This window comes from Arhodomonas sp. KWT2 (assembly GCF_041949875.1).
In the GTDB taxonomy this organism is placed as follows: domain Bacteria; phylum Pseudomonadota; class Gammaproteobacteria; order Nitrococcales; family Nitrococcaceae; genus Arhodomonas; species Arhodomonas aquaeolei.
The window spans coordinates 35,154-59,451 of sequence record NZ_JBHFPQ010000045.1; the positions used below are offsets into that span (position 1 = coordinate 35,154).

Consider the following 24,298-nt stretch of genomic DNA (forward strand, 5'->3'; position numbering starts at 1 on the left):
GACGCCGTGACCAGCTTTCTCAGCCCCGGACTGCTCTACGCTTTCCTGCCCACCTTCTTCCTGGTGTCCATCACGCCGGGGATGTGCATGACCCTGGCGCTGTCGCTCGGTATCACGGTCGGCGTGCGCCGCGCGCTGTGGATGATGGCCGGCGAGCTCGCGGGCGTGGCGGTGGTGGCGGTCGCCGCCGTCGTCGGCGTGGCCACCGTGATGCTGCGCTATCCCATGGCGTTCGCCGTCCTCCGCTACGCCGGCGGCGCCTATCTCGTATGGCTCGGCATCCAGCTGTGGCGCTCCCGCGGCCGGCTTGCCCTCGACCTGGACGAGACACCGGGGGCGGGCGCGGGACGGCGCGACCTGGCCGCCCAGGGTTTCATCACCGCGGTGGCCAATCCCAAGGGCTGGGCGTTCTTCATCGCGCTGCTGCCGCCCTTCATCGACACCGCCCTGCCGCTCACACCCCAGCTCGCCACCCTGGTCGGGATGATCCTGACCATCGAGTTCTCCGCGCTGCTGATCTATGCCGCCGGCGGCCGGGCCCTGGGCAGACTGCTGGCCCGCCGCGGGGGCGTCACCCTGCTCAACCGCATCGCCGGCACGCTGATGATCGGCGTCGGGATCTGGCTCGCACTGGAGTAGTCCCCCGCCGTTCGCCGGAGCCCCGTGTGCACCGTTATCATTGCCATATACCCGGCAGCAGGACGGCGGGCCGATGAGCGACGAGCAGACCTCCGGCGGCGACGGACACGCCACACGCACACCGCGACGCCAGATCGCCCTGGTGCTCCAGGGGGGCGGCGCACTGGGGGCCTTCCAGGGCGGCGTCTACGAGGGCCTGGCGGAGGCCGAACACCGGCCGGACTGGGTCGTCGGCACCTCCATCGGCGCGATCCACGCGGCGATCATCGCCGGCAACCCGCCGGAGCGGCGCCTGGAACGCCTGCAGACGTTCTGGGAGCGGATCACGCGCCCCGAATGGCCGCCGGCGCCGACGTGGGATTCCCCCTGGCGCGAGGCGTACAACCGCGTCAGCGCGGCCACCACCGCGGCCTGGGGTCAGCCCGGCTTCTTTCATCCCCGGCCGCCGTTGGCACCGGCGCGCCTGGTCCCGGACAGCGACGCCGCGCGCAGCCTCTACAGCGTCGATCCGCTGCGCCGGACAATCGCCGAACTCGTGGACTTCGAGCGGATCAACGCCGGGACGATGCGCCTGAGCCTGGGGGCGGTGAATCTGCACACCGGCCGCACCGTCTATTTCGACTCCGCACGGCGTCGCATCGGCCCCGAGCACGTGCTTGCCAGCACCGCCCTGCCCCCGGCCTTCCCGCCGGTGGCGGTGGACGGCGAGCTCTACTGGGACGGCGGCATCGTCTCCAACACCCCGCTGGAGGCCGTGCTGGACGATAACCCCCGCCGGGACACGCTCTGCTTCATGGTCGACCTCTTCGACTCCCGCGGCGAGGCGCCGCGGGACCTGGAAGAGGTGCTCGAGCGCCATAAGGACATCACCTACGCCAGCCGCTCCGGCCGCCACATCGAGTACTACCGCACCAGTCACAGGCTGAGGCGGATCATCAACGAGCTCTACCGCCGCCTGCCGGCCGCGGAGCGCGATAACCCGCGGGTACGCGAGCTCGCCGCCTGGGGCTGCACCACCAGCATGAGCATCGTCCACATGATCTACCGCAGCGGCCCCGCGGAGACGTACAGCAAGGACTACGAGTTCTCCCGGGCCTCCGTACAAGACCACTGGGCCGCGGGCCTGAGAGATGCCCGCCAGGCCCTGACGGAACGGCGCTGGCAGACCCACGACCCGGACGACCCCAGCGTGGAGGTCGAGGAGGTGGTCTCGGACGCCTACCGCAGCTACCACCGCGAGGATTGACCACTACGGGGCCGGCGGGCGGCGGGTTAAGGCAGGTGTAAGGCCGCCGGTGTATCACTGCGGCGAACCCGCAGCACGGAGGCCCCAGGGCCATGATGGATTTCGACGTCACCGAGGTGCTCGGCCTGCTCCGGCGCACCGCCCCGTTTCTCGGTTTTCGCCTGCTCGTCTATCTCGGGATCACCCTCGCCTACGTGATCGCCACCGGCGGCGGTGCGGGCATCGGCTATGCCCTCGGCCACATCGGCGGCGACCCCGGCGCGGGCGGTGCGTGGGGCGGTATCGCCGGCTTCGCCCTCGTGGGCGCGCTGGTCTACTGGTTCCGGGAATACCTGCTCTACCTGGTCAAGGCCGGCCACATTGCGGTGCTGGTCGAGCTCCTGGACGGCGCCGACCTCCCCGGCGGGCGCGGACAGATCGAGCACGCCCGCTCGGTCGTGCAGGAACGCTTCGCCGAGGCCTCGGTGCTCTTCGGCGTGGATCAACTCGTGAGGGGCGTGATCCGGGCGTTCAACCGCGTGTTCTTCAGCGTCGCCACACTGCTGCCCCTGCCCGGTGTCGAAGGGCTGGCACGGGTCGTCAACGGCATCCTCCGTTTATCGCTTACCTACGTGGACGAGGTCATCCTCGCCTACGGCGTGCGCACCCGCAGCGACAACCCCTGGGCATCAAGCCGTACCGCACTGGTGCTCTACGGCCAGAATTACCGCGCGTTCCTGCGCAACGCCGTCATTCTGGCGCTGTGCGTATGGGGCCTGACCCTGGCGGTGTTCTTGGTAGTCCTCGCCCCGGTGGCGGCACTGGTGGCCGTCTTCCCGGGGGCGGCGGGGGGACTCACCCTGCTGGTCGCACTGGTGTTCGCCTGGGCGATCAAGGCCGCAGTGATCGAGCCCTTCGCCATGACCGCGCTGATGCAGGCCTTCTTCCGGGTGACCGAGGGCCAGACGCCCGACCCGGCATGGGAGACGCGCCTGGAGGAGCTCTCCGAGCGCTTCACCGAGCTCGGTGAGCGGGCGCGCAGCTGGGCCTCTGGACACACCGTGGATACACCCGGGCCCGCGACGGCGGACACCTCAGGCGGCGAGTCGCAACCGCGTCACTGAGCCGGCCCCCCCCGGGTTCCAGTGACCGCAGCGCGTGCCTCGCTGTGAATCCACGCGGAGAAGGCGCTGACCTTGGGGCGCTCCAGCTCGCCGTGGGCGCACACGAGGTAATAGGCGTGGGTACTGGCGAGGGTGACGGAGAACGGGGCGATCAGCCGGCCGGCGGCGAGGTCATCGGCGACCAGCACCCGCTGGCCCAGGGCGACGCCCTGCCCGGCCACGGCGGCGGCGGTTAACAGGCCGGCATCGCTGAACCGGGGCCCACGCTCGGCCGCCTCCGCCAGCCCGGGGACACCGGCGGCGGCGAACCACCGCGGCCAGTCGTCCGTCATCAGGTGGAGAATGGCGTGATACCGCAGATCCGCCGGCTCGCGCAGCGGCGAAGCCCCTTCCAGCAGCGACGGACTGCACACGGGGAAGAGCTCGGTCTCCAGCAGCGGGTGGGCCTCGAGCCCCGGCCAGCGGCCGGGGCCGTAGCGCACGGCCACGTCCACGTCCTCCACCGCCGGGTCCGCCAGCGCGTTAGAGGTGGACAGGCGGACATCGATCTCCGGGTGCCGGACCTGAAATCCGGCAAGCCTCGGCACCAGCCACTTGGCCGCGAACGAGGGCGTCGTGGAGACGGTGACGATCCCCGTTCGCTCGGCCTGCACCACACGCTCCGTGGCGGCCTCGATCCGCTCCAGCGCCGGCGTCAGCGCCTCAAGATAGGCCCGTCCGGCCGCGGTCAGCACCACCCCGCGACCGTGACGCCGGAACAGCCGCGCCCCCAGCCGCTCCTCGAGCCGGCGCACGTGCTGGCCCACCGCGGCGGCGGTGATGCTGAGCTCCTCCGCCGCGCGGGCGAAGCCGCGGTGCCGGCCCGCGGCCTCGAAGGCACGGACGGCGTTGAGGGGCGGCAGGGATCGGGCCATGGGCACCACTCTAAAGTTCCACTTTACGGACTGTAGAAAGTATTGCTTGCACCATCCGCCGTCCATGCGGAACCTGTCTGCGAAGTCACCGGCATGAGCATACCGGGATGGGGACATATCAGAAAAACAAAAACTTCATTGCCGGGAGGAGGACACGCGGCAAGGTGGACGGCGATAACCCCCGCCCGGCGTGGACACCCGATTGCACAGACACCAGAGGTGAGACCGTGGAACACATCGACATCCCCGGCACGCAGATCACCGCCTCCCGCATCGGCCTCGGCACCTGGGCCATCGGCGGCTGGATGTGGGGCGGCACCGACGAGGAGCGCTCCATCCGCACCATCCTCTCCGCACTGGAGCGGGGCGTGAGCCTTATCGACACCGCACCGGTCTACGGCTTCGGCCGCTCCGAGGAGATCGTCGGCCGCGCCCTCGCCCGCCACGGCCGGCGCGAGGACGTGGTCCTGGCGACCAAGGTGGCACTGGAGTGGAACGACGCCGGCGTGGTGCGCAACGCCTCCCCGGAGCGGATCCAGCAGGAGGTCGAGGACTCTCTGCGCCGCTTCGGCACGGACTATATCGACATCTACCAGGTCCACTGGCCGGACCCGGAGACCCCCATCGAGGAGACGGCGCGGACACTGGAGCGCCTGTACCGCGACGGCAAGATCCGCGCAATCGGGGTCAGCAACTTCTCCCCGGAGCAGGCAGAGACCTTTCGCTCGGTGGCGCCGCTGCATACGGTCCAGCCGCCGTACAACCTCTTCGAGCGCGGCATCGAGTCCGGGCTGCTGCCCTACGTGCGCGAGCGGGGCCTGGTCACGCTGACCTACGGTGCCCTCTGCCGTGGCCTGCTCTCGGGACGGATGCGCGCGGACACGCAGTTCGAGGGCGACGACCTGCGCAACAACGACCCCAAGTTCCAGGCCCCGCGCTACCGCCAGTACCTGGACGCGGTGGACGCGCTGAATGCCTTCGCCGCGGAGCGCTTCGGCAAGGGCGTGCTGGAACTCGCGCTGCGCTGGCTCCTGGACCGGCCCGGTGTCGGCATCGCCCTGTGGGGGGCCCGGCGGCCGGAGCAGCTCGAGCCGATCTCCGGGGTGATGGACTTCCACCTCACCGAGACGGACTTCGAGCGCATCGACGCCATCCTCGCCGAGCACATCACCGATCCGGTGGGTCCGGAGTTCATGGCGCCGCCCAGCCGCAGCGAGCAGGCCGGCTGACCCGGCCCGTGCCGCGGGGGCGCCGGCGGCCGGCGCCCCCGCGGCGCCTGACTCACGGCACCCGGTCCCGGCCGGGACCGTACAGCCACGAGAGCAGCAGCCCCTCGACGAGCACCACCACCGCCCACAGGGCCAGCTCCAGGGTGAGCAGCGCCACCGGCTCGCGGAACATGTTGAACGGCGCGTGGAACTCGAAATACAGCGCCATCAACACCCACAGGACCACGGCGTACGCGGCCCCACGGGGGATCCGGCCCCGGGGCAGTACCGGCTCGATATAGGCGAACACCAGGCCGTGAAGCACCCCGATACCGGCGGCGATGAGCAGGTACAACGGCCCGTTGGTGAACATCAGCGGTCGCGGCGAGGCCTCGAAAAGCACATCCAGGAGCTTGGCGCTCTGCACCGCCGGATCGAAGAGCACCGGCGCCGCGAGCCCGAAGAAAAGCCCGTTGCTCACCAGGCTCGCGATCACGAAGGCGATCGCCCCGCCGACCGCCGCCCTTGCCCAGGGATTACCCGGCATGCCCGTGACCGTCAGTCCCGAAGATAGCGCGAGACCACCTTCTCCTCGCGCAGCAGCCCCTGCGGACGGAACAGCACGATGCCGGCGAGCAGCAGCGCCACCAGCAGCCAGCGGAAGTAGGCGGCTCGCCGCGGCAGATCGTCGGAGATCAGCGCCAGCAGCGGCTCGATGGCGTCGGCGAGGAAGGCGGTGCCGCTCCAAACGCCCCAGACGATGAATCCCCCGATGATCGCGCCGCGGTTATTGCCGCTGCCGCCGAGCATGAGCATCACCCACACCAGGAAGGTGGCGAACAGGGCGTGGAAGTGGCTGTAATCGATGGTCACCGTGTAGTGCGCGTACAGCGCGCCGGCGATGCCCATGATCACCGCGCCGACCACGAAGGACTGGATGCGCACGTAGGTGATGGGCTTGCCGTTCATCGCCGCGGAGGACTCCTCGTCGCGCACCGCGCGCAGCATCCGCCCCCAGGGCGAGCGGCAGGCCCGCTCGATGACGACGTACACCAGCGCCACGAACACCGCGATGATCACCAGGTAGAACAGCGGGTAATCCCGCGGTGAGAGCACGGACAGGGCCCCGTTCAGCCAGCCGGGGGCCCAGCCGCAGCCGTTCGCCTCCACGAGGCAGTGCATGGGCTGGGGGATGCCGCGCAGCGGCTGCGGGCCATTGGCGAGCCAACGCTCATTCTGGAAGATCAGCCGGATGATCTCCGCCACGCCGATGGTCGCGATCGCGAGGAAGTCCATGCGCAGCCGCAGCACCGGCACCGCGATCAGGAACGCGAGCACCCCGGAGACCACCGCCGCGGCGAGCACGCCGACCAGGAAGGGCATGTTCAGCCCGAACGCCATCTGCGTGTACTGCGCGGCGACCCCGGTAGGGGCCTCGATGGTCACCAGCGCGGAGGTGAACGCACCCACGGCGAAGAATCCGGCGACACCGAAGTTCAGGTGGCCCGTGTAGCCCCACTGGGTGTTGAGCCCCAGCGCCAGAAGCGCGTAGACGCAGCCCATGATCGCGAAGGACACCCCATAGGCGAGCAGCCCCGCCGAGAGTCCGGCCGCGGCCGCGAGGGCCACCACCGCACCGACGACCACCGCCGCCAGCGGCCGCCACGCCCGTGCCGGCAGCACCAGTCCGAAAGCCAGCGCCAGGGGCACGAACAGCAGCGTCGCCTTGACCAGGACCAGCGTCTCCATTGCCTCAGCCTCCCTCGCGCCCGAACAGGCCCTGGGGGCGAACGAGCAGCACGATCACCATGAGCACGAAGGCCACCGCCGGCCCGTAGGTGGGATCGAGGAAGGCGGTGGATACCTGGTGGGTCACACCGATCACCAGCGCCCCGACGAGGGCGCCGTAGGGATTGCCGATCCCGCCCATGATCGCCGCAGCGAACATCGGCAGCAGCAGCCAGAAGCCCATCTCCGGGCGGAGCTGGGAGGACAGCCCGTACATCGTGCCGCCGGCGGCGGCGAGGGCGCCGCCGAGCAGCCAGGTCCAGGCGATCACCCGCTCGGTGTTGATGCCCCGTACCTGGGCGAGCTCGGGGTTGTCCGCGGTCGCGCGCATGGCCTTGCCGATGCGTGTGCGCTCCAGCAGCACGTAGAGCCCGGCCATGATCGCCAGCGCCAGCAGCAGGATGAAGACCTGGTCGGCACGCACACGGATGTTGAACGGCAACTCCAGCGCCGGATTCGCCCGGCCCGGGAAGAAGAAGTGGAAGTCCGGCCCCCAGACGATGTAGATCACGCTGCGCAGGAAGAACGCCATCGCCAGCGAGGCCATGGCGAAAAGCACCAGGTGGGCGTTCTGGCGGCGCAGCCGGCGGTAGACCACACGGTCGACCGCGAGCGCCACCAGCCCCACCAGCGGCATTGACAGCACCAGCGCCACCGGGAACGTCCAGCCGAAGGACAGCGGCCGCAGCGGCGCGCTCTCCGGCAGCCAGGCCATGAACGCGTAGGTGAAGTACGCGCCGAAGGTCACCAGCGCGCCGTGGGAGAAGTTGGGGAACTTGAGCACGCCGTAGACCAGCGTGAGCCCGATGCTGCCGAGACCGATGATGCCGCCCAGCATCACGCCCCAGGCAGCCAGGGACAGGAGCCGCGAGGCACCCACCCCCTGGTGGATCGCCAGCGCCACCAGCACGATGAACAACGCCACCACCGCCACGAGCAGGAAGGCGCGGGTCTGCACCACCGCGCGGATACGCTCGGCGGGGCGCCGCTGCCGTGTAACCGCTGCCGCCTCGTCGCTCATGCTCATCCCCCCAGGTACAGCCGGGCCACGTCCGGATCGTTCAGCAGCTCGGCCCCCGAGCCCTCCACGCGGTTCTGCCCGCCGGCGAGGACGTAGCCGCGCTCCGCCATCTCCAGCGACTTGCGGGCGTTCTGCTCGACCATCAGCACCGCCAGGCCGGTGGCGTTGATGCGGCGGATGTTCTCGAAGATCTCGTCCACCAGCTTGGGCGAGAGCCCCGCCGAGGGTTCGTCGAGGAGCAGCAGCGCCGGCTCGAGCATCAGCGCGCTGCCGATCGCCACCATCTGGCGCTCGCCGCCGGACATCTTGCCCGCCCGCTGGCGGCGGCGTTCGCGCAGCTTCGGGAACAGCTCGTAGACCTGCTCCTTGCGCCCGGCAAGCTCGCGCTCCTCGAGGAGGTAGCCGCCCATCTCCAGGTTCTCCTCGACGGTGAGCTGCACGAACACGTTCGCCACCTGGGGCACGTAGCACATGCCCTCCTTGACGATGTCGTAAGGCGAGCGCCCGGCGATCTCCGTGTCGCGGAACCGGATCGAGCCCTGGCGCGGGTGCACCAGGCCGAAGACCGTCTTCATCAAGGTGGACTTGCCCGCCCCATTGGGGCCGATCAGCGAGACGATCTCGCCCTCGCCCACCTCCAGGTGCACATCGCGCAGGATCTCGGTGTCGCCGTAGCCGGCAGTGACGCCCTCAGCCTTCAGCAACGGCATACTGCCCTCCGAGATAGGCCTCGAGCACGCGCGGGTCCCGGCGCACCACCTCCGGCGGCCCGGTCATCAGCTGGCGGCCCTCGCTCATCACGATCACCGGGTCGCACAGCGACATGATCATGTCCATGTCGTGCTCGATGACCAGGAAGGTGATCCCCCGCTCGGCATTGAGATAGCGGATGTTATCGGTCAGGCGCTGCATCAGCGTCGGATTCACCCCGGCACCGGGCTCGTCGAGGAGCACCAGGCGCGGGTCGGTCATGAGGATACGGGCGAGCTCCAGCAGCTTCTTCTGTCCGCCGGAGAGGTTCCGCGCGTACTCGTCACGCACGTGGGAGAGCTCGACGAACTCCAGCACCTCCAGGGCCTTGTCGCGGTTGGCCCGCTCCTGGCGCCGCACCGCCCCGGGCCGGAACCAGGCGTTCATCAGGCTCTCGCCCTGCTGTCCGGTGGGCACGAGCATGAGGTTCTCCAGCACCGAGAGGCTCTCGTGCTCCCGCGGGATCTGGAAGGTGCGGCACAGGCCGTGGCGGAAGATGCGGTGGGGCGGGAGGTTGGTGATGTCGTGCCCGTCGAAGACCACCCGCCCGGCCTGAGCCATGTAGAAGCCGGTGATCACGTTGAACAGCGTCGTCTTACCCGCGCCGTTGGGCCCGATCAGCCCGGTGATGGTGCCCTCGTGAACGGTGATGTCCGCGCCGTCCAGCGCGCGCAGGCTGTCGAACCCGCGCACCAGCCCCCGGACCTCCAGGAGCACCTGTCCCGCGGGTGTCCCCGCGGCAGCACCCGTCGTCTCGTCGTCACCGGCCGTCGCGCTCATGCCGTCTCCCCGCGCCGTTTCGCGCCAACGTCTTTGAACGTAGCAACACCCGGGCGTGCTGTCGACGCGCCCGGGACGCGGCAGCGGTGCCCGATTGTCGAACGCCGGCCAGCGTCTACACTGAAATCCTGGGCACCACGCCCGCTGTGTGTCGCCTTCCCACGCACCCGGCGTGCGGGTTCCCCACCGGCTTACAGATGCAGGAGGGTAAGCAATGGAACGGAAACGACACTGCAGGGGCCGCACGCTCGGCGCCGTCGCCCTCGCGACCGCGCTGATCGCCGGCACCGCCAGCGCCCAGGACGCCCCGCCCGCGATCAAGGTCGGCCAGCTCGCGCCCTTCACCGGGGCCGGCGCCGAGTTCGGCGAGTTCTACCGCGATGGCGCCGCACTCGGCGTCGAGCACATCAACGCGGCCACCAAGGAGGTCATGGGCGGACCGGTGATCGCCGAGCACCTTAGCGAGGACACCAACACCCTGCCCACGCCGGCGATCGAGGCCGCGCGCAAGCTCGTCGAGGTGGAAGGCGTGCCCGCCATCATCGGCGGCTGGTCCAGCGGCGTGACCGTGGCGGTGGCGACCTCGGTGACCATCCCCGCGGAGGTGCTGCAGATATCCAACGGCTCCACCTCACCGCTGATCACCGTCCTGCCCGAGGACCGGGATGCGGACATGCTCTTCCGCACCACCGCCTCCGACGCGCTGCAGGGCGTGGTCGCCGCCCAGCTCGCCCGCGGCGAGATTTTCGACGACTACTCCTTCGACAGCGCCTCGACGATCTTCGTCAACAACCCCTACGGACAGGGCCTGTCCAACGCCTTCGCCCGGGCGTTCCAGAAACGCGGCGGGACCATCAACGCCCAGGTGCCGCACCCGGAGGAGCCCCAGCCGACGTACACCTCGCAGCTCGCCCAGGCCTTCCAGGGCGACCCGGAGCTGCTGTTCGCGGCGAGTTACCCCGGCCACAGCGCGACCTTCCTGCAGGAGGCGCGGGACATCTTCGACAGCACCAGCTGGCAGTTCGTCGACGGCAACCGCTCGGAGGAGGTCATCAACGCGGTCGGCGCCGAGGACCTGGAGGGGCTGTACGGCACCGCGCCGGGCCAGGACCCGAGCATCCCGGGCTTCAAGAACTTCGCCGACGCGTTCAAGGCGAAATTCGATCGCGACCGCATCCCGCCGTTCACCGAGTCGGCCTATGACGCGGCCATGGTCATCGGGCTGGCCACGGTCAAGGCCGTCGCCGACGGATTCGACAGCGCCGACAAGATCACCGGCACGGTGCTCCGCGACCGCATCCGCGGCGTCGCCAACCCGCCGGGCAAGGAGATCATCGCCGGCGACCCGGAGAGCATCGCCGCCGGCGTGAAGGCGATCATGAACGGCGAGGACGTGGCCTACTCGGGCGCCGCCGGACCGGCGGACTTCGACGACAACGGCGACGTGATCACGCCCATCGCCATCTGGCAGTACACGGATGGCGGTATCGAGACCGTGCAGATCCAGTCGCCGAACGACATCCCGGCGGAATAGGCGCCCGGCGGGTATAATCCACACGCCTTTGCGCCCGGGCGGTCCACCGCCCGGGCGCCCCATTCACACGCACGACCGGCACGGGTACCGGATGACCCGAGGCAATCTGTTCGCGGACGTTCCCCAAACCCTCGCGGAAGAGCGCTTCGACACCCTCGCCGAGGGTACAGGCGAGCGGATCGAGCGCATCGTCTCCACCGGCCAGGCCACACCGGCCGGGGAATGGTACGACCAGGCGTGGGACGAGTGGGTCGTGCTACTGCAGGGCGAGGCCGAGCTGCGCTTCGAGGACGGACCGGAGACCACGACACTCGCCCCGGGGGACTGGCTGCTCATCCCCGCCCATCAGCGCCACCGGGTCGAGCGCACCAGCACGACACCACCGGCGGTCTGGCTCGCCGTGCACCTGGCGGCCGGATGAACACGCGATAAGCGGAAGCGGGCGGAACGGCCGGTGAACGCACGAAACCTGCCACTCCGGCCCCCACCCTTCACGGCAGGGAATCGGGGATCGCCCGGGTAGGTCGGCTGCTCAGGGCAGCCGACCACTCCGGCATCGCCAGACCGAACCGCCCGGCCACAGGGTGGGTGGCAGGAGCAGCCGACCTAAGGGAACGGGAGCGGCCCGGCACACGAAACGCTCCCCCAGCCCGCTGCACTGCGGCAGTGGCGGCGGGAACGCGCGTAGTTCGTGCGCCGCAGGCGTGCGACATTCCGGCTCGGTCACTGAAGACGTCGCACACGGCCCGCGGCCGTGCACGACCTACCGGTCTTCCGCTCCGGAAACATGCAAGGGCGGCTGCTCCCGGCAGCCGACAGACCGGGCTGGCGCGCACGCACACGGCGGCAACGGCTCAGATAGACAGAGAGACGGCCGTCCAGAGCACCGGAAAGCCGATGAGCACGGTCAGCCAGAGAAGCACGGTGTCCGAGCACCGGTCGAGCAGCCAGAAATACGGGAGCGCGAATCCCCCCGCGATGGCCGCGTGCAGCAATGCCGGCACGCCCCCTGCCCCGAAGACGAGACCGAGGGCGAAGGAGACCCCCGAATACACCACCGCCAGCAGCACGGGCCGCCGGTACAGGGTCACGAGCCAGCCGAAGCCCACCAGCATCAACACGCCCATTAGGGTCCCGGCTCCGCCGTCCGGCCGGCAGGTACGGGGTTTCCGCGGCGCCCGTGCGGCGTCCGTGCGCACACCCCGGGCCCGGGATGACCGCGTGGACCGCCGGGACTCACCCGGCGCTTTCTCGCGACAAGGCTAGGTGTCATCCCCCGCGCCCCCGACGTGGGCCACGATCTCGCGCACCAGGGGTTTCATGAAGTAGCTGTCCGCGGGCACCAGTGCCGGCGGGAAGCCCCGCGCCGACAGCGTCTCCGCCACCACCGGCCCCACGGCGGCGATCACCGTCGCCGCCAGGCCCCGCCCGAGGGCGGCCTCGCGGCCGGTGGCCGCGGCGCAGGCGAACAGCCGCTCCACCTGGGTCTTGCTGGTAAAGGCGATGACGTCCACCCACCCCTCGGCGAGGCCGTCCACCAGTGCGGCCACCCGCTCGTCCTGAGCCGCGTCGGTGTAGATGTAGGGCGCCACCGGCAGTACGTCGGCCCCACGGCCGGCGATATAGTCCAGCAGCTGAGGGTTCGGCGCCCCGTAGAGCTGCACACCCACCCGGCTGCCCTCCAGCGCCTCGCGCTCCAGGGTCGCGATGACGCCGGCGGTGGTGGGGGCATCGGCGGCCACGTCCGCACGCAGGCCTATTCCACGCAGCGCCCGCGCGGGCTTGGGACCGCGGGTGAGCTTACGTGCGGTCTCCAGGCGGGCGACGAAGCGGTCACGCCGACCGGCACGCTCGGCGAAATCCAGCAGTCGGTACAGGCCCTCGCCGGTAAGCAGTACCAGCCAGTCCAGCCCGTACGCGGCGACATCGTCGAGCCAGCGCACAACGGCGTCGCGGTCCGGCGTGTCCTCGATGCCCACCAGCGGGCACGGCCACGTGGACGCGCCGCGCTCCTCGAGCATGCGGGCGAACAGTGCCAGCTGCCGGCTCTCCGGCAGCGCCACGGTCACTCCGCGCAATGGCTCTTTCATATCGGCTCCGTATCCTTTCGCTCGGATGCCCAGTCTACCGCCGGGTCTGCCCCGCCGGCACGGATCGGGGAACCCGTGCACCCGCGGCGATGTCGGCTATGCTCGGAGGATCTACACACACGGGGCTGCGCCTCGGGAGCGCCACGAACACGGCGCTCCGGCCCCACACCGGTTGCGCTCGCGTGTTCCGGGCGCCCGGTGCGCGCCGTTTACACCCTGACCCGGCACGGCGCGGCCCCCGAAGCAATCAACGACACGGATCTGCCATGGATGAGTCCGGGGACACGTATCCCATCGCCGCGGAGGACCCGGAACCGCCCCGGGGGTTCGCGGATCTCGTCGAGCGGCTGATCGCGCTGGCGAATACGCGCCGGCGGCTGTCCATCGAGTCCATGCTCGCGGTGAGCGGGCAGCGCTCGTTCGGCCCGCTGCTGCTGCTCGCCGGGCTGATCGCCACCTCGCCGCTGAGCGGCATCCTCGGCGTCCCCACGCTCACCGCCGCGATCGTACTGCTCGTGGCCGGCCAGATGCTCGCCGGCCGCCGCCATATCTGGCTGCCCCGCTGGATCCTGTCCCGCGCGCTGCCGGCGGCGACCACGGCACGGGCCCTGCACACGATCCGCCGCCCCGCCGCCGTGATCGACCGGCTGCTGCACCCGCGGCTGACACTGCTCACCGCCGGCACCGGCAACCGCCTGGTCGCCTGTGCCTGCGTGGCCATCGCCATCTCCATGCCGCCGCTGGAGCTGTTCCCCTTCGCTGCCACATCCGCGGGCATCCTGATCACCCTCCTCTCCCTGGCGGTGATCGCCAACGACGGGCTAATCGCCCTGATCGCCCTCGCCCTGGCGGCGCTGATACCCGCCACGGTGGCCGCACTCGCCGCACAGGTGTGACGGCTTCCGTGCGGCTACCGCGGCGGCAAGAGGTCCTGCGAGAGGATTCCGTCGCGGCGGCGCAGTGTCTCGGCGATCAGCCGCCGGTGGCAGCGCTTGGGGTCACGCTCGTAGCACATCACGCACGCCACCTCCCCTTCGACCAGACCGGCCAGCTCGGCCAGGGCATCCCGCGCCACGGCGGTGTCGAGATGTTCCCGGTAGAGGCGTTCGAAGGTCGCCATGTCGCCGGCCTTCGCGGCTGCCTGGGCCGGCGGGGGCGTACCCAGGTCGGGACGGCTCAGGTAGCGGATGCCGCGCTCGGCCATGCCGGCACCGAGGTGCTTGAGAGCGAACTCGCGGCGGCGGGAGTGGGGGCTCAGCCGCACGTCCACGAGCACGCTGACCCGCGCGTGTGTCAGCGTGTCAGTGAACGCGGCGAGTGACGCACGCTCGTAGCCGATGGTGAAGAGCCGGCTCAATCCCACCTCCCCTGACCGCGCCGGGACATCATCGCCGCAGTATGGCATGGCAGCCGGATGCACGGTTCCGCGATACTCGCCGGGGCGGAACACGGAGGACACACCATGATCGTGGCGGGAATGGACGGCTGCCGGGGGCGCTGGCTCTGCGTCTGGGGCGATCCGGGGGTCCCTGGGGCGCTCCGGGGCGGCTGCTGGACGAGCCTCCCGGCCTGCTGACCCTGGCACCGGCACCGGTGGCAGTGGGCGCGGACATCCCCATCGGCCTGCCGGAGACCGGCCCGCGCACCGCGGACCGCATGGCACGGCAACGGCTCGGCCGGCCGCGCGGCAGCAGCGTGTTCCCCGCCCCGCTCCGCCCCATGCTCGCCGCCGGCGACTACGCCGAGGCCTGCCGGATCGGGCGCTCGCGCGACGGCCGGGCCCTGTCACGGCAGACTTGGCAGATCGTGCCCCTGATCGCCGCCATGGACGCCTTCGTGCTGGCCGCGCCCGCGCGTCAGGGCTGGGTCCGCGAGGCGCACCCGGAGCTCGCCTTTCAGGCGTGGAACGGTGGGATCGCCATGGCACACGGCAAGAAACGCCCTGCCGGGCGGGCCGAGCGCGAGGCGCTGGTGGAGACGACATTTCCCGACGCACTGGCCGGACTGCGCTTGCAACTGGTCGGCCAGGGCTACGCCGCGGACGACCTGCTGGACGCGATGGCGTGCTTCCGCACCGCGGCACGGATCGCTGTGGGCGAGGCGGAGTGGCTGCCCGCCAACCCCGAACGGGATGCCCGCAGGCTGGCGATGGAGATCGTGGTGTAGGCCCGCCCCGCGTGAACGGGGCGGGCCCGGACCCGTGGCGGGGGAACTACTGGGCGAGTTCCTCGAGCTGGCCGCTGGCCGCCTGCTGCAGCACCCGCGGGGTGAAGCTGTCGGCGGTGAGTTTCGGCGTGTTGAGCTTGTCGGCGACGATGTCGATGTAGGTCGCGCGCTCGCGCTGGAAATCGATCGCCTGGGTGTGGATGAAGCCCAGCCCCGGTTCACCGTTACCGGCGGTAATGGGGCCGTAGGACTGCCGCCACATACGCCAGAAGTCGCCCTTCTTGTCGTAGATCTCGCTGTGGTAGATCAACGGGTAGTCGGTATCCATGTACAGGACCTTCTTGCCGTAGGGGTGCTCCTCCGGCGGGGTGGCCTCGATCACGAACACCTCCTGGGGACGCCAGGTCACGTTGATGGGATTCCAGTACGGCGGCTCCATCGCCACCTCTTTGTCCAGCGGGTACTCCTCGTTGGGGTTGTGGGCATCGGTGACCGTGAGGATGTAGCGGCGGTCGACGACCTTCCAGTCCTCGTACCAGAGCGGGTAGGCGTTGATACCCTGGTTGTCGTCGTTGAGCAGGTCCATCTTGGGCTGCGGGTCCATCCAGGACTGCCCACCCGCCACGCGCCGGGTGCGGCGGATGGACTTCACGTACACCCAGGCATCGTCCGCCTTGCCGGTGTTGTACTGCTTGGTGAAGATACCGAGGCCCGCGACGTCGTAGGGCTCGGTGAGCACCAGCAGGTAGTTGGCGTGCTCATCCTCGTTGCCCAGGCTCACCGGCTCGCGGGTCGTACGCCCCTCCATTAGCATTTTCGCGCTCACGGCGGTGAAGCGGTCGACCACCCCGGAATCCGCCTCCATCACCCGGGTGTCGCCGATGGCGATCCAGTTATCGCCCATGATCGGGTTGGCGTAGTAGTGGTTCCAGGCGAGCTTGTAGCCGGCGTCCGGGTCGTCCTCGGAGACGTTGGGGAAGGGGATACCCGCCACGTAGCCTTCGACCTTCTTGGTCTCCGGATTAAGGGTGGCCTTGCCGGCGTACTTCTCCGTGGCCTCGAAATAGGCCGGATCCAGCTCCGGCTCCCTGGCCTTGCCGAGCTTCATGGTCAGCCCGTAGTCCCTGATCCACATCTCGAAACGGTCGGTGATCATGTCGCCGATCCGGACGCCATCCAGGGTCCTGTCCTTGAGCGTGTCGTAGTTGTCGGCGCTGAGCACCGTGCCCTCGGCGACCTCCCCGGCGACCGCCGGGGTGGCCAGCGAGCCGGCCAGGGCGGCCAGAAGCGCCGACGAGAGCAGCCTGCGTTTCACTGCGATGGTCATGTCGTGTCCTCCTCGGCCCCGGGGGCCTGTCAGAACTGGTAGGTGATCCGGGTGTAGAACTGGTCGGCCCCGTCGAAGGAACCGAAGAGGCTGTTGCCCCCGCTGCTGCCCTGGTGGCGACCGCCGTAGAAGAGATCCAGCTCGTGCTTGATCCGCCAGTGGCGGCCGATCTGCCATTCCACCGACGGCACCACCACACCTCCGCCGTTGCTGGCGTCGTGAACGAGCACCAGCTGACCGGTGATGGTGTCGTGGCGGTACGGCAGGGTGAGGATGCCGGTCAGCCAGGTGGTGTTCTCGTCCTCGGTGCTGCCGAACGAGTTACGCACGGCCTCCGGATCGTCACGGTCCTGGCTGTGACCGTCGATATAGGTGTTGAACGCCTGCAGGCTCAGCGTGCTGGAGTTGCTGGTGCCGAACATATTCTGCAGCCGCAGGCTGGTGTCGAGGCCGAGCATCAGCCGGTAGGTGTCGTGCTCAGTGACGCCGAGGCTGAAGTTGTTGTAGGGCTGGTCGGGCACGTAGGCCAGCTCGGCACGGTAAACGCTGTCGATGCCCGGGATGTAGCCGCTCAGGGTCCCGCCGAAGATGTCGATCTCCGGGTAGACGAAAGCCAGGTTGTTGGGCGCATCGGGCCGCGTGGTCGGATACAGGACCGGGTTCTGCCCCTGGGTGTGGTAGTAATTCAGGCTGTAGGCGATGCCGTCGTATTCGCCGAACGCCCCGGACCAGCGGAAGCCGTAGTGCGGATCGTTGGTGTCGCCCTTCTCGTGGTGGTACTCGATCGGAAAGATGCCCTGGGTGTTGAAGCCGCGGTTGCCGAGCCCCGCCCATCGCCCCCCGAACAGGTCGTAGGTATTGCCCACTTGCTCCCCGGCATCCCAGCCTGGACGGAAAAGCAGCTGCAGCTCGCCGGTCAGCTCCGGGACCCGGACGTTGACGTTGGCCAGCGTCAGCGGCTTGCGCCAGTTCTCGTTCTCCGGCTCCAGGAATGAGCGCCACGACTGATCGTAGCCGTGGACCACGTCCATGGCCTGGAAGAAGTCGGTCTCGCCCCACACGACCTGCTGCTTGCCGAGCCGCATGAACACGCGGTCCGTGGGGTTGAGGTCGACATAGAACTCCCGCATCTCGAGCTCGTTGAGCTCGTCCTGGAAGTCGGCGCGCTCCCCGGTCCGGGCAGTACTGTCCTCGAGGCGGTCGAGGTAGTTGGTCATTCCCTCGTAGGTAGCGCGGCCTATCGCGGTCACCCGTGCCGGCCCGACGTCGCCGCGTGCCTGCAGCAGCGCCGTGGTACGGGCCATCGACAGATCCCCCTTGTCGTCTGCCGACGTCTCGGACACGTCGTCGAGGTTCCAGCTCAGGTACTCGCGGACGTAGCCGTTGACGTCGAATCCGCCGATCTCGGCCGCCGATACCGTTCCCGCAAACCCGAGCGACAGTGGCAGCACCACCCCCGCCACCCCCGGCGCAATCCACCGTTTTGATGCCTTCATCGTTGTGGTCTCCCCTGTTCCGGTATTTCCCGTGTCGTTGTCTCCCGCAGCGCCGAGGCGGGACGCCCCCGCCGGTGCCCGGCATCACTGCGGCTCACTCTCCCTCTCCTGGCTCGTACCGGCGGCGGCTCCCTCCACCACCGCCACGCCATCGCGTCACCGCCGGGCGGCGGCACGCGCGGGCGTCCTCCCGGTCTCCGCCGTCACGTCGGCCTCCCACGCCGTAACCGCGCCTTCGGCGGCACGCACCTCACCGTCCTGCGGCGCGGCCGCATCGCCGGCGACGCCGAAGATGAAACGGGGGCGGATCAGGTAGATCATCGAAGGGATGACCACCAGTGCACTGATGGCGGAGACGCTCATCCACAGCGCGATGAGCAGTCCCATTTCGGCCTGGAAACGCAGCGACGAGAAGAAGTACCAGAGCACCACCGAGGCGATCATGGTCGCCGCGGTGATGATCACGCCGCGGCCGGCGGTCAGCAGCGCGAAGCGGATGCTCCGCTCGACGCTGCCGGTATGGGCGTAGCCCTCGCGGATGCGGTCGGCGATGTAGAACGCATAGTCCACGCCCAGACCGATACCGAGAGCCGCCACCGGCAGGGTGTTCACATTCAGGCCGATGCCCTGCCAGCTCATGAAACTGAAGGTGATGGTGTTGGACAGCACCACCAGCGGCAGGAAGAACAGCCCCGCCTGCGGCGAACGGTAGGCCAGCGCGCAGAAGGTGAAGAGCACCAGTAACGCCAGCGCGATGCTCTGGATCTGGCCGGAGAAGATCACCTCGTTGACCGCAGCGAGCACACCGATCAGGCCACCCGCGAGCCGGTAGTGCATGCCCTCCACCGGGTGCTCGTCAGCGAAGTCCTTCACCGCCTGCACCGCCGTGCGGATGGTGTCGCCCTGGTGGTTGCGGAACGCCATCTGGACGGCGCCGTTGCGGTACTTGGTGTCGGCGAAGCGGGCGATATCCCCCGGGTCCGATCCGGACAGGGCGATGAACAGGATCTCCCCGTTCACCATCTTGCTGTCGCCGATCTTGAAATAGCGGGGGTTACCCTCGTGGAGGATCATGTTGACCGGCCGGATCACGTCGGCCAGGGACTGGGTACCGCCGACGCCGTCCTGCGCCTCCATGTAGGCCTGAAAGCGCGTGATATTGCGCAGCACGTCCGGGCGCTTGAGGGTGTTCTCCTTCTCGCCCTCGACCGCGACGAACATGCGGTCGCTGCCCGGGAAACGCTCGTTGATGGCGGCATCCGCCTGGTTGTACTCGGACCCCGGCCAGAGGATCGGCGAGCCCGGGTTGGCGTCGCCGACCTTGATGTCCCGGGCGTACCAGCCGGAGAGGGCGAGCACGAGCAGCGCCACACCGAGCACGGCCAGGGCACTGCCCCGTCGCGTGGTCAGCCGGGTGCAGCCCCCGAGGAAGGCGGTCATCGCGCCATCCGCGCCCACGTCCACGAGCCGCCGCTCGTGACCGGCGCGCACCCACGACAACGCCACCGGGATCATGACGATCGTCCCGATCACCATCGCGCCGATCCACATCGCGCCGATGACCGCCGCCTTCTCCAGCAGCGGGATAGGGGTGAGCGCGACCACCAGCATGGCGCCGGCATCCGTCGCCAGGCCCAGCAGGCCGGGACGGAAGAGCTTGTGCAGGGTGACCTCCGCGGCCCGGCGCGCGTCCAGCACGCCGTTGCGGCGTTCATTGTCGAAGCCGGCATTGAGCTGAACGGCGTGGGAAATGGCCCGCGCGGAGATCAGGAAGGTGATCACGATCGCCAGCGGGTCCAGGTTGATCCCCAGCAGGCTGATCGCGCCAAGCACCCACACGCCGGTGACCGCGCTGGAGACCAGCGGCAGCAGCATACCCCGCAGCGTGCCCTTGGCGATGAGGAGAATCAGCGCGATCGCGAGCACGATCATGCCGACGATGCGGAGGGTCTCCGGCAAGTGCTCGATCACCAGCCCGGCAAGCACCGGCTGGCCGACCATGCGGACCTCCAGCCCGTCGCGGCGGGCCCGGTTCACGACCTTCTCGAGCTGCGGGTAGACCTTGTCGTAATCGATGAGCCGGTCAATGAAATCGACGGTGATGACCGCCGCCTTGAGGTCCCGAGACACATACTGGCCGTAGACCGTCGGATTGGCGATGACGGCCTTGCGCAGGGCCTTCACGCCCTCCTCGTCCTCGGGCAGGTCCGGCCACATCAGCGGCAGCGACTCGATGCCGTAGGTCGAGGCGCGCACGTTCTTGAGCTTCTTGGTGGCCAGCGAGACGATCTGGAACTGGTTGACCGCGTCGACCTGCTGAAGGTCACGGGTGATCTGCTGGATCGTGCGCAGCACCGGGAGCCGGAATATGTCCCCCTCGTCCACCCGCACCATGATGGTCACCGAGTTGGCGCCGCCGAAGGTCTCCTTGTAGCGCTCGTTGGTCTGGATATACGGGTGCCCGGCGGGCTGGAGGTCGGTGAAGATCGTGCGCACGTCCAGCCGCGTGGCGAACACGCCCATCACCGCCGTCACCGCCACCATCACGGCCATGAACACCACCCGGTGGCGGATGCACGCCCTGGCAATACGCTCAACCATTACGGGAGGCCTCCTCATCGTTGCCCGGGGCCGGCCGGCCGCGGAAAGCGCGCCACCGCCCGTCGGCGAGCGTCCCCAGCGTCTGGCCGGTGATATAGGTGTGGCCGGCCACCGGGGTCACCTCCGTGTACCAACCGAAATCGCCCGGGGCGATCGACCCGGCCTTCCAGCTCCCGCCGTCCGCGCTCCCGGTGACCAGGACACCGCCGTTGCCCACGGCGAGGTAACGCGCCCCGTCCCAGGCGACGTCGAACAGGTGTGCCCCGGTCCCGGCCTGACGGCGTTGCCAGTGCGCGCCGCCGTCCGAGGTGGTCAGCACCGTCCCGGAGAGCCCCACCGCGACGGCGTGGTCGGTGTCCGAGAAGGTCACGGACATCAGGCTCGAATCGGTGGGGGAATCCACCGCCTGCCAGCTTGCGCCGCCGTCGCCGGAACGCTTGATCGTGCCGAACTCGCCGACGAGCCAGACGGTCCCGTCCGGGGCCACGGTGACGTCGTTCCAGCCAATGTCCTGTTTCGGGTGGGTAAGCCGCCAGCTGCGGCCGTTGTCGCCGCTGACCAGCAGCACGCCCATGGTCCCGGTGATCCAGGCCCGGTCCTGCGTGTCGATGCGCACGCGCAGGAACTGGCTGCCGCCCCGGGGCCGGGTCGGCGCGTCCACCGAGCGCCAGTGGCCGCCGCCGTCCTGCGTGATCAGCACGGTGCCCTGGTCACCTGCGGCGACCGCGGTATCCGCGTCCCAGGCGGCGATATCCTGGATGTGGTGGAACACCGGGGTCTCCTGGGCACGCCAGTGCTCACCGCCGTCGTCGCTGCGGATGATCTTGCCCGCCCGCCCGGCGGCCCAGACCACGGCACCGTCGTCCCCCGGCGAGGCGACGCCGTAGAAATTGTCGCGGGGCTCGATCGCCGAGCGTCGAACGTCCGGGACCTCCACTGACGGCTTCACGAAGAAGGCGACGTAGAACAGTCCGGCGAGAATAAGCGCCGAGAGCGCTATCTCCAGTGCATGGGCGATGTGCTGTCTGGCCATGTGTCCTCCGGATCGGGGTGAGTGCGGCGGCGGGGACTCAGCCGGCGACAGGCACGGCTCGGCGTGCCGGCGACGCGGGCCGGGACAGACACACGGGGGCACGGCAGGCGCCGTGCGGACGGGACAGGGCCATGTTGTCTCCTCCACTCCGCCATGGATTCGGTGCCACGGGGATCGTGCTTGTCGTTATATGCGGCGGGCCGCCGGGGCGGGACAGTCCCCGGGCATCAGTGCCCGACCGAATGTGGCGATAAATTTCGAGCAAATCGCCAGCGAATCTTTATGGTTTTATCTAATACCTAAAATTTTTAGACGTCAACATCTGAGCAATAAAATCATTCCGGCCCAGCCGGGAACGGCAGTAAGGGGGCGGGACACGGGGAATACCGGCCGGTGGCGTCGACGACCCTCGACAGGCGCGCGCAAATACCTGAAGATACGCGCCCATTCTGCGGCACCGAGGCCCCCGGCAACGTGATCGACAAGCTTCGCAACATCGCCATCATCGCCCACGTGGACCATGGCAAGACCACCCTCGTGGACAAGCTCCTGCAGCAGTCCGGCACCCTGGCCACCCGGGGAGACGCGCCGGAACGCGTCATGGACTCCAACGACCTGGAGCGCGAGCGCGGCATCACGATCCTGTCGAAGAACACCGCCATCCAGTGGGGCGAGTACCGCATCAATATCGTCGACACTCCCGGCCACGCCGACTTCGGCGGCGAGGTCGAGCGCGTGCTCTCCATGGTGGATTCGGTGCTTCTGCTCGTGGACGCGGTGGACGGACCGATGCCGCAGACGCGCTTCGTCACCCAGAAGGCGCTGGCCCAGGGCTTCCGCCCCATCGTGGTGATCAACAAGATCGACCGGCCCGGCGCGCGCCCGGACTGGGTGCTGGACCAGACCTTCGACCTGTTCGACAACCTCGGCGCGGACGACGACCAGCTCGACTTCCCGGTGATCTACGCCTCGGCGCTCAACGGCTACGCCAGCATGGATGCCGAGGCCCGCGAGGGCGACATGACCCCGCTGTTCGAGGTCATCCGCGACCGCGTCTCCGCCCCCACGGTGGACCCCGAGGGGCCGTTCCAGATGCAGGTCAGCTCGCTGGACTACAGCAGCTACGTCGGCGTGATCGGCATCGGCCGGATCAAGCGTGGCCGGGTGCGCCCCAACCAGCAGCTTGCCGTCGTGGACCGTGACGGCAACCGCCGCAACGCCCGCCTGCTGCAGGTGCTCGGCTTCCTGGGGCTGGAGCGCGTCGAGGTGGACGAGGCCCAGGCCGGCGACATCATCGCCTTCACCGGCATCGACGGCGTGCACATCTCCGACACCCTCTGCGACCCCAAGACCCCGGAGGCACTGCCGGCGCTCACCGTGGACGAGCCCACAGTGAGCATGACCTTCCAGGTCAACACCTCGCCGTTCGCCGGGCGCGAGGGCAAGTACATCACCTCCCGCCAGATCCGCGAGCGCCTCGAGCGCGAGCTCCAGCACAACGTCGCCCTGCGCGTCGAGGAGACCGACGATCCGGAGAAGCTGCGGGTCTCCGGCCGTGGCGAGCTCCACCTGGCGGTGCTGATCGAGAACATGCGCCGCGAGGGCTACGAGCTCGGCGTCTCCCGGCCCGAGGTCATCGTCCGCGAGGTCGACGGCGTGAAGCAGGAGCCCTACGAGCAGCTCACCGTCGACACCGAGGAGGACTACCAGGGCGCGGTGATGCAGAAGCTCGGCGAGCGCGGCGGCGAGCTCACCAACATGCTCCCGGACGGCAAGGGCCGCGTGCGTCTGGACTACACTATCCCCGCGCGCGGGCTGATCGGTTTCCGCACGGAGTTCCTCACCGCGACCTCCGGCACCGGGATGATGTATCACGTCTTCGACCACTACGGGCCCGTGAAGACCGGCGATTACGGCCAGCGCATCAACGGCGCGATGATCGCCAACGCCCCCGGCAAGGCCATCGCCTACGCCCTGTTCAACCTCCAGGACCGCGGCGAGATGCTCATCGGCCCGGGCGACGAGGTCTACGAGGGCATGGTCATCGGCGTCCACAACCGGGACAACGACCTGGTCGTCAACCCGATGAAGGCCAAGCAGCTCACCAACGTGCGCGCCGCCGGCTCGGACGAGAACATCATCCTTACCCCGCCGACACGCTTCACGCTGGAGCAGGCGCTCGAGTTCATCGACGACGACGAGCTCGTCGAGGTCACCCCGGTGGCCGTGCGCCTGCGCAAGAAGCTGCTCACCGAGAACGAGCGCAAGCGCGCCTCCAAGAAGGTGAGCAACGGCTGAGGCCGGTGGCAACCGTACCGGCCAACCGGCCCGGGATCCCGGTGCGGGAGGCCGGCCCCGGGTGAAGCGTCGAGTCCGTCACGGGGAATGTCGGCTGCCGTGAGCAGCCGACCTACGTGACCGGTCACCGCCCCGGGCCTCTGCTGTAGGTCGTGCGCCGCAGGCGTGCGACATCCCGCTCGGTCATTGAGGACGTCGCACACGGCCCGCGGCCGTGCACGACCTGCCGGTCTTCCGCTCCGGGAACATGCAGGCGCGGCGGCTCAGCGACGACAGCCGACGGCCGGGCCAGAGACGGAGCCGA

The 24,298-nt window shown here is 69.2% G+C and carries 22 protein-coding genes; 9 read left to right on the forward strand and 13 right to left on the reverse strand.

Features of this window, described 5'->3' with window-relative positions; genetic code table 11:
- The first annotated feature begins 6 nt into the window (after window positions 1–6).
- From ACEZHJ_RS10925 to ACEZHJ_RS10935, 3 genes are all read left to right on the forward strand, one after another.
- Window positions 7–639: a LysE family translocator gene (locus ACEZHJ_RS10925; protein WP_163139685.1), complete on the forward strand. Its 633-nt coding sequence runs from the start codon at window positions 7–9 to the stop codon at window positions 637–639.
- A gap of 73 nt (window positions 640–712) precedes the next feature.
- The gene (locus ACEZHJ_RS10930) at window positions 713–1,885 is read left to right on the forward strand and encodes a patatin-like phospholipase family protein (protein WP_375036499.1); all 1,173 of its coding nucleotides are present in this window, start codon (window positions 713–715) and stop codon (window positions 1,883–1,885) included.
- Between the two features lie 92 nt (window positions 1,886–1,977).
- On the forward strand, window positions 1,978–2,988 hold the full coding sequence (locus ACEZHJ_RS10935; protein WP_375036500.1) for a hypothetical protein: 1,011 nt from the start codon (window positions 1,978–1,980) through the stop codon (window positions 2,986–2,988).
- Here ACEZHJ_RS10935 and gcvA read toward each other — a convergent pair.
- Window positions 2,982–3,902: a transcriptional regulator GcvA gene (gcvA, locus tag ACEZHJ_RS10940; protein WP_163139681.1), complete on the reverse strand. Its 921-nt coding sequence runs from the start codon at window positions 3,900–3,902 to the stop codon at window positions 2,982–2,984. The genes ACEZHJ_RS10935 and gcvA overlap by 7 nt on opposite strands.
- 227 nt (window positions 3,903–4,129) lie before the next feature.
- Here gcvA and ACEZHJ_RS10945 point away from each other — a divergent pair, with 227 nt between their 5' ends.
- Window positions 4,130–5,131 carry an aldo/keto reductase gene (locus tag ACEZHJ_RS10945; protein WP_018718278.1) on the forward strand — a complete coding sequence of 334 codons (1,002 nt, stop codon included), beginning with the start codon at window positions 4,130–4,132 and terminating at the stop codon, window positions 5,129–5,131.
- Between the two features lie 52 nt (window positions 5,132–5,183).
- Here ACEZHJ_RS10945 and ACEZHJ_RS10950 read toward each other — a convergent pair whose 3' ends face one another.
- Genes ACEZHJ_RS10950 through ACEZHJ_RS10970 form a run of 5 tightly spaced genes read right to left on the reverse strand, consistent with a single transcriptional unit; the run spans window position 5,184 to window position 9,449 of the window.
- Complete coding sequence (locus tag ACEZHJ_RS10950) at window positions 5,184–5,657, reverse strand: hypothetical protein (protein WP_163139679.1); 474 nt, start codon at window positions 5,655–5,657, stop codon at window positions 5,184–5,186.
- Between the two features lie 11 nt (window positions 5,658–5,668).
- A complete protein-coding gene (locus ACEZHJ_RS10955; RefSeq protein ID WP_240466215.1) occupies window positions 5,669–6,859 on the reverse strand; it encodes a branched-chain amino acid ABC transporter permease in 1,191 nt (396 codons plus the stop codon).
- Window positions 6,860–6,863: 4 nt separating this feature from the next.
- Window positions 6,864–7,919: a branched-chain amino acid ABC transporter permease gene (locus ACEZHJ_RS10960; RefSeq protein ID WP_169509141.1), complete on the reverse strand. Its 1,056-nt coding sequence runs from the start codon at window positions 7,917–7,919 to the stop codon at window positions 6,864–6,866.
- A gap of 2 nt (window positions 7,920–7,921) precedes the next feature.
- Window positions 7,922–8,629, reverse strand: coding sequence for an ABC transporter ATP-binding protein (locus tag ACEZHJ_RS10965; RefSeq protein ID WP_040409458.1), 708 nt, complete (start codon window positions 8,627–8,629; stop codon window positions 7,922–7,924).
- Entirely contained in the window at window positions 8,610–9,449 is an 840-nt protein-coding gene (locus ACEZHJ_RS10970; RefSeq protein ID WP_018718273.1) for an ABC transporter ATP-binding protein, read from the reverse strand. The genes ACEZHJ_RS10965 and ACEZHJ_RS10970 overlap by 20 nt, the downstream gene beginning before the upstream one ends.
- A 214-nt stretch (window positions 9,450–9,663) precedes the next feature.
- Here ACEZHJ_RS10970 and ACEZHJ_RS10975 point away from each other — a divergent pair, with 214 nt between their 5' ends.
- Both ACEZHJ_RS10975 and ACEZHJ_RS10980 read left to right on the forward strand, forming a co-directional pair.
- Window positions 9,664–10,983 (forward strand): ABC transporter substrate-binding protein, encoded by a 1,320-nt coding sequence (locus ACEZHJ_RS10975; RefSeq protein WP_018718272.1) that lies wholly within the window; start codon window positions 9,664–9,666, stop codon window positions 10,981–10,983.
- Between the two features lie 91 nt (window positions 10,984–11,074).
- The gene (locus ACEZHJ_RS10980) at window positions 11,075–11,404 is read left to right on the forward strand and encodes a cupin domain-containing protein (protein ID WP_163144545.1); all 330 of its coding nucleotides are present in this window, start codon (window positions 11,075–11,077) and stop codon (window positions 11,402–11,404) included.
- Window positions 11,405–11,837: 433 nt separating this feature from the next.
- On the opposite strand, the gene ACEZHJ_RS10985 is transcribed toward ACEZHJ_RS10980, so the two are convergent.
- Together ACEZHJ_RS10985 and ACEZHJ_RS10990 are read right to left on the reverse strand one after the other, a co-directional pair.
- On the reverse strand, window positions 11,838–12,110 hold the full coding sequence (locus ACEZHJ_RS10985) for a hypothetical protein (protein ID WP_163139079.1): 273 nt from the start codon (window positions 12,108–12,110) through the stop codon (window positions 11,838–11,840).
- A 135-nt stretch (window positions 12,111–12,245) separates the two neighbouring features.
- Entirely contained in the window at window positions 12,246–13,073 is an 828-nt protein-coding gene (locus ACEZHJ_RS10990) for a uroporphyrinogen-III synthase (RefSeq protein ID WP_163139078.1), read from the reverse strand.
- A gap of 266 nt (window positions 13,074–13,339) precedes the next feature.
- Between ACEZHJ_RS10990 and ACEZHJ_RS10995 the strand changes: the two genes are divergently transcribed.
- The gene (locus tag ACEZHJ_RS10995) at window positions 13,340–13,969 is read left to right on the forward strand and encodes an exopolysaccharide biosynthesis protein (protein ID WP_163139077.1); all 630 of its coding nucleotides are present in this window, start codon (window positions 13,340–13,342) and stop codon (window positions 13,967–13,969) included.
- Window positions 13,970–13,983: 14 nt separating this feature from the next.
- Here the strand turns inward: ACEZHJ_RS10995 and ACEZHJ_RS11000 are convergent, their stop codons facing one another.
- Window positions 13,984–14,430 carry a DUF488 family protein gene (locus ACEZHJ_RS11000; RefSeq protein ID WP_163139076.1) on the reverse strand — a complete coding sequence of 149 codons (447 nt, stop codon included), beginning with the start codon at window positions 14,428–14,430 and terminating at the stop codon, window positions 13,984–13,986.
- 41 nt (window positions 14,431–14,471) lie between these two features.
- Between ACEZHJ_RS11000 and ACEZHJ_RS11005 the strand changes: the two genes are divergently transcribed.
- Complete coding sequence (locus ACEZHJ_RS11005; RefSeq protein ID WP_256379699.1) at window positions 14,472–15,239, forward strand: DUF429 domain-containing protein; 768 nt, start codon at window positions 14,472–14,474, stop codon at window positions 15,237–15,239.
- A 46-nt stretch (window positions 15,240–15,285) separates the two neighbouring features.
- Here ACEZHJ_RS11005 and ACEZHJ_RS11010 read toward each other — a convergent pair whose 3' ends face one another.
- The 4 genes from ACEZHJ_RS11010 to ACEZHJ_RS11025 form a co-directional block, all read right to left on the reverse strand.
- Entirely contained in the window at window positions 15,286–16,566 is a 1,281-nt protein-coding gene (locus ACEZHJ_RS11010; RefSeq protein WP_163139074.1) for a DUF1329 domain-containing protein, read from the reverse strand.
- Window positions 16,567–16,595: 29 nt separating this feature from the next.
- Complete coding sequence (locus ACEZHJ_RS11015) at window positions 16,596–18,062, reverse strand: DUF1302 family protein (protein WP_163139073.1); 1,467 nt, start codon at window positions 18,060–18,062, stop codon at window positions 16,596–16,598.
- Window positions 18,063–18,218: 156 nt separating this feature from the next.
- On the reverse strand, window positions 18,219–20,663 hold the full coding sequence (locus tag ACEZHJ_RS11020; protein WP_375036501.1) for an RND family transporter: 2,445 nt from the start codon (window positions 20,661–20,663) through the stop codon (window positions 18,219–18,221).
- A complete protein-coding gene (locus ACEZHJ_RS11025) occupies window positions 20,656–21,696 on the reverse strand; it encodes a YCF48-related protein (RefSeq protein ID WP_163139072.1) in 1,041 nt (346 codons plus the stop codon). The genes ACEZHJ_RS11020 and ACEZHJ_RS11025 overlap by 8 nt, the downstream gene beginning before the upstream one ends.
- A 474-nt stretch (window positions 21,697–22,170) precedes the next feature.
- Here ACEZHJ_RS11025 and typA point away from each other — a divergent pair, with 474 nt between their 5' ends.
- Entirely contained in the window at window positions 22,171–23,994 is a 1,824-nt protein-coding gene (gene typA / locus ACEZHJ_RS11030) for a translational GTPase TypA (protein ID WP_163139071.1), read from the forward strand.
- The last annotated feature ends 304 nt before the right edge of the window (window positions 23,995–24,298 follow it).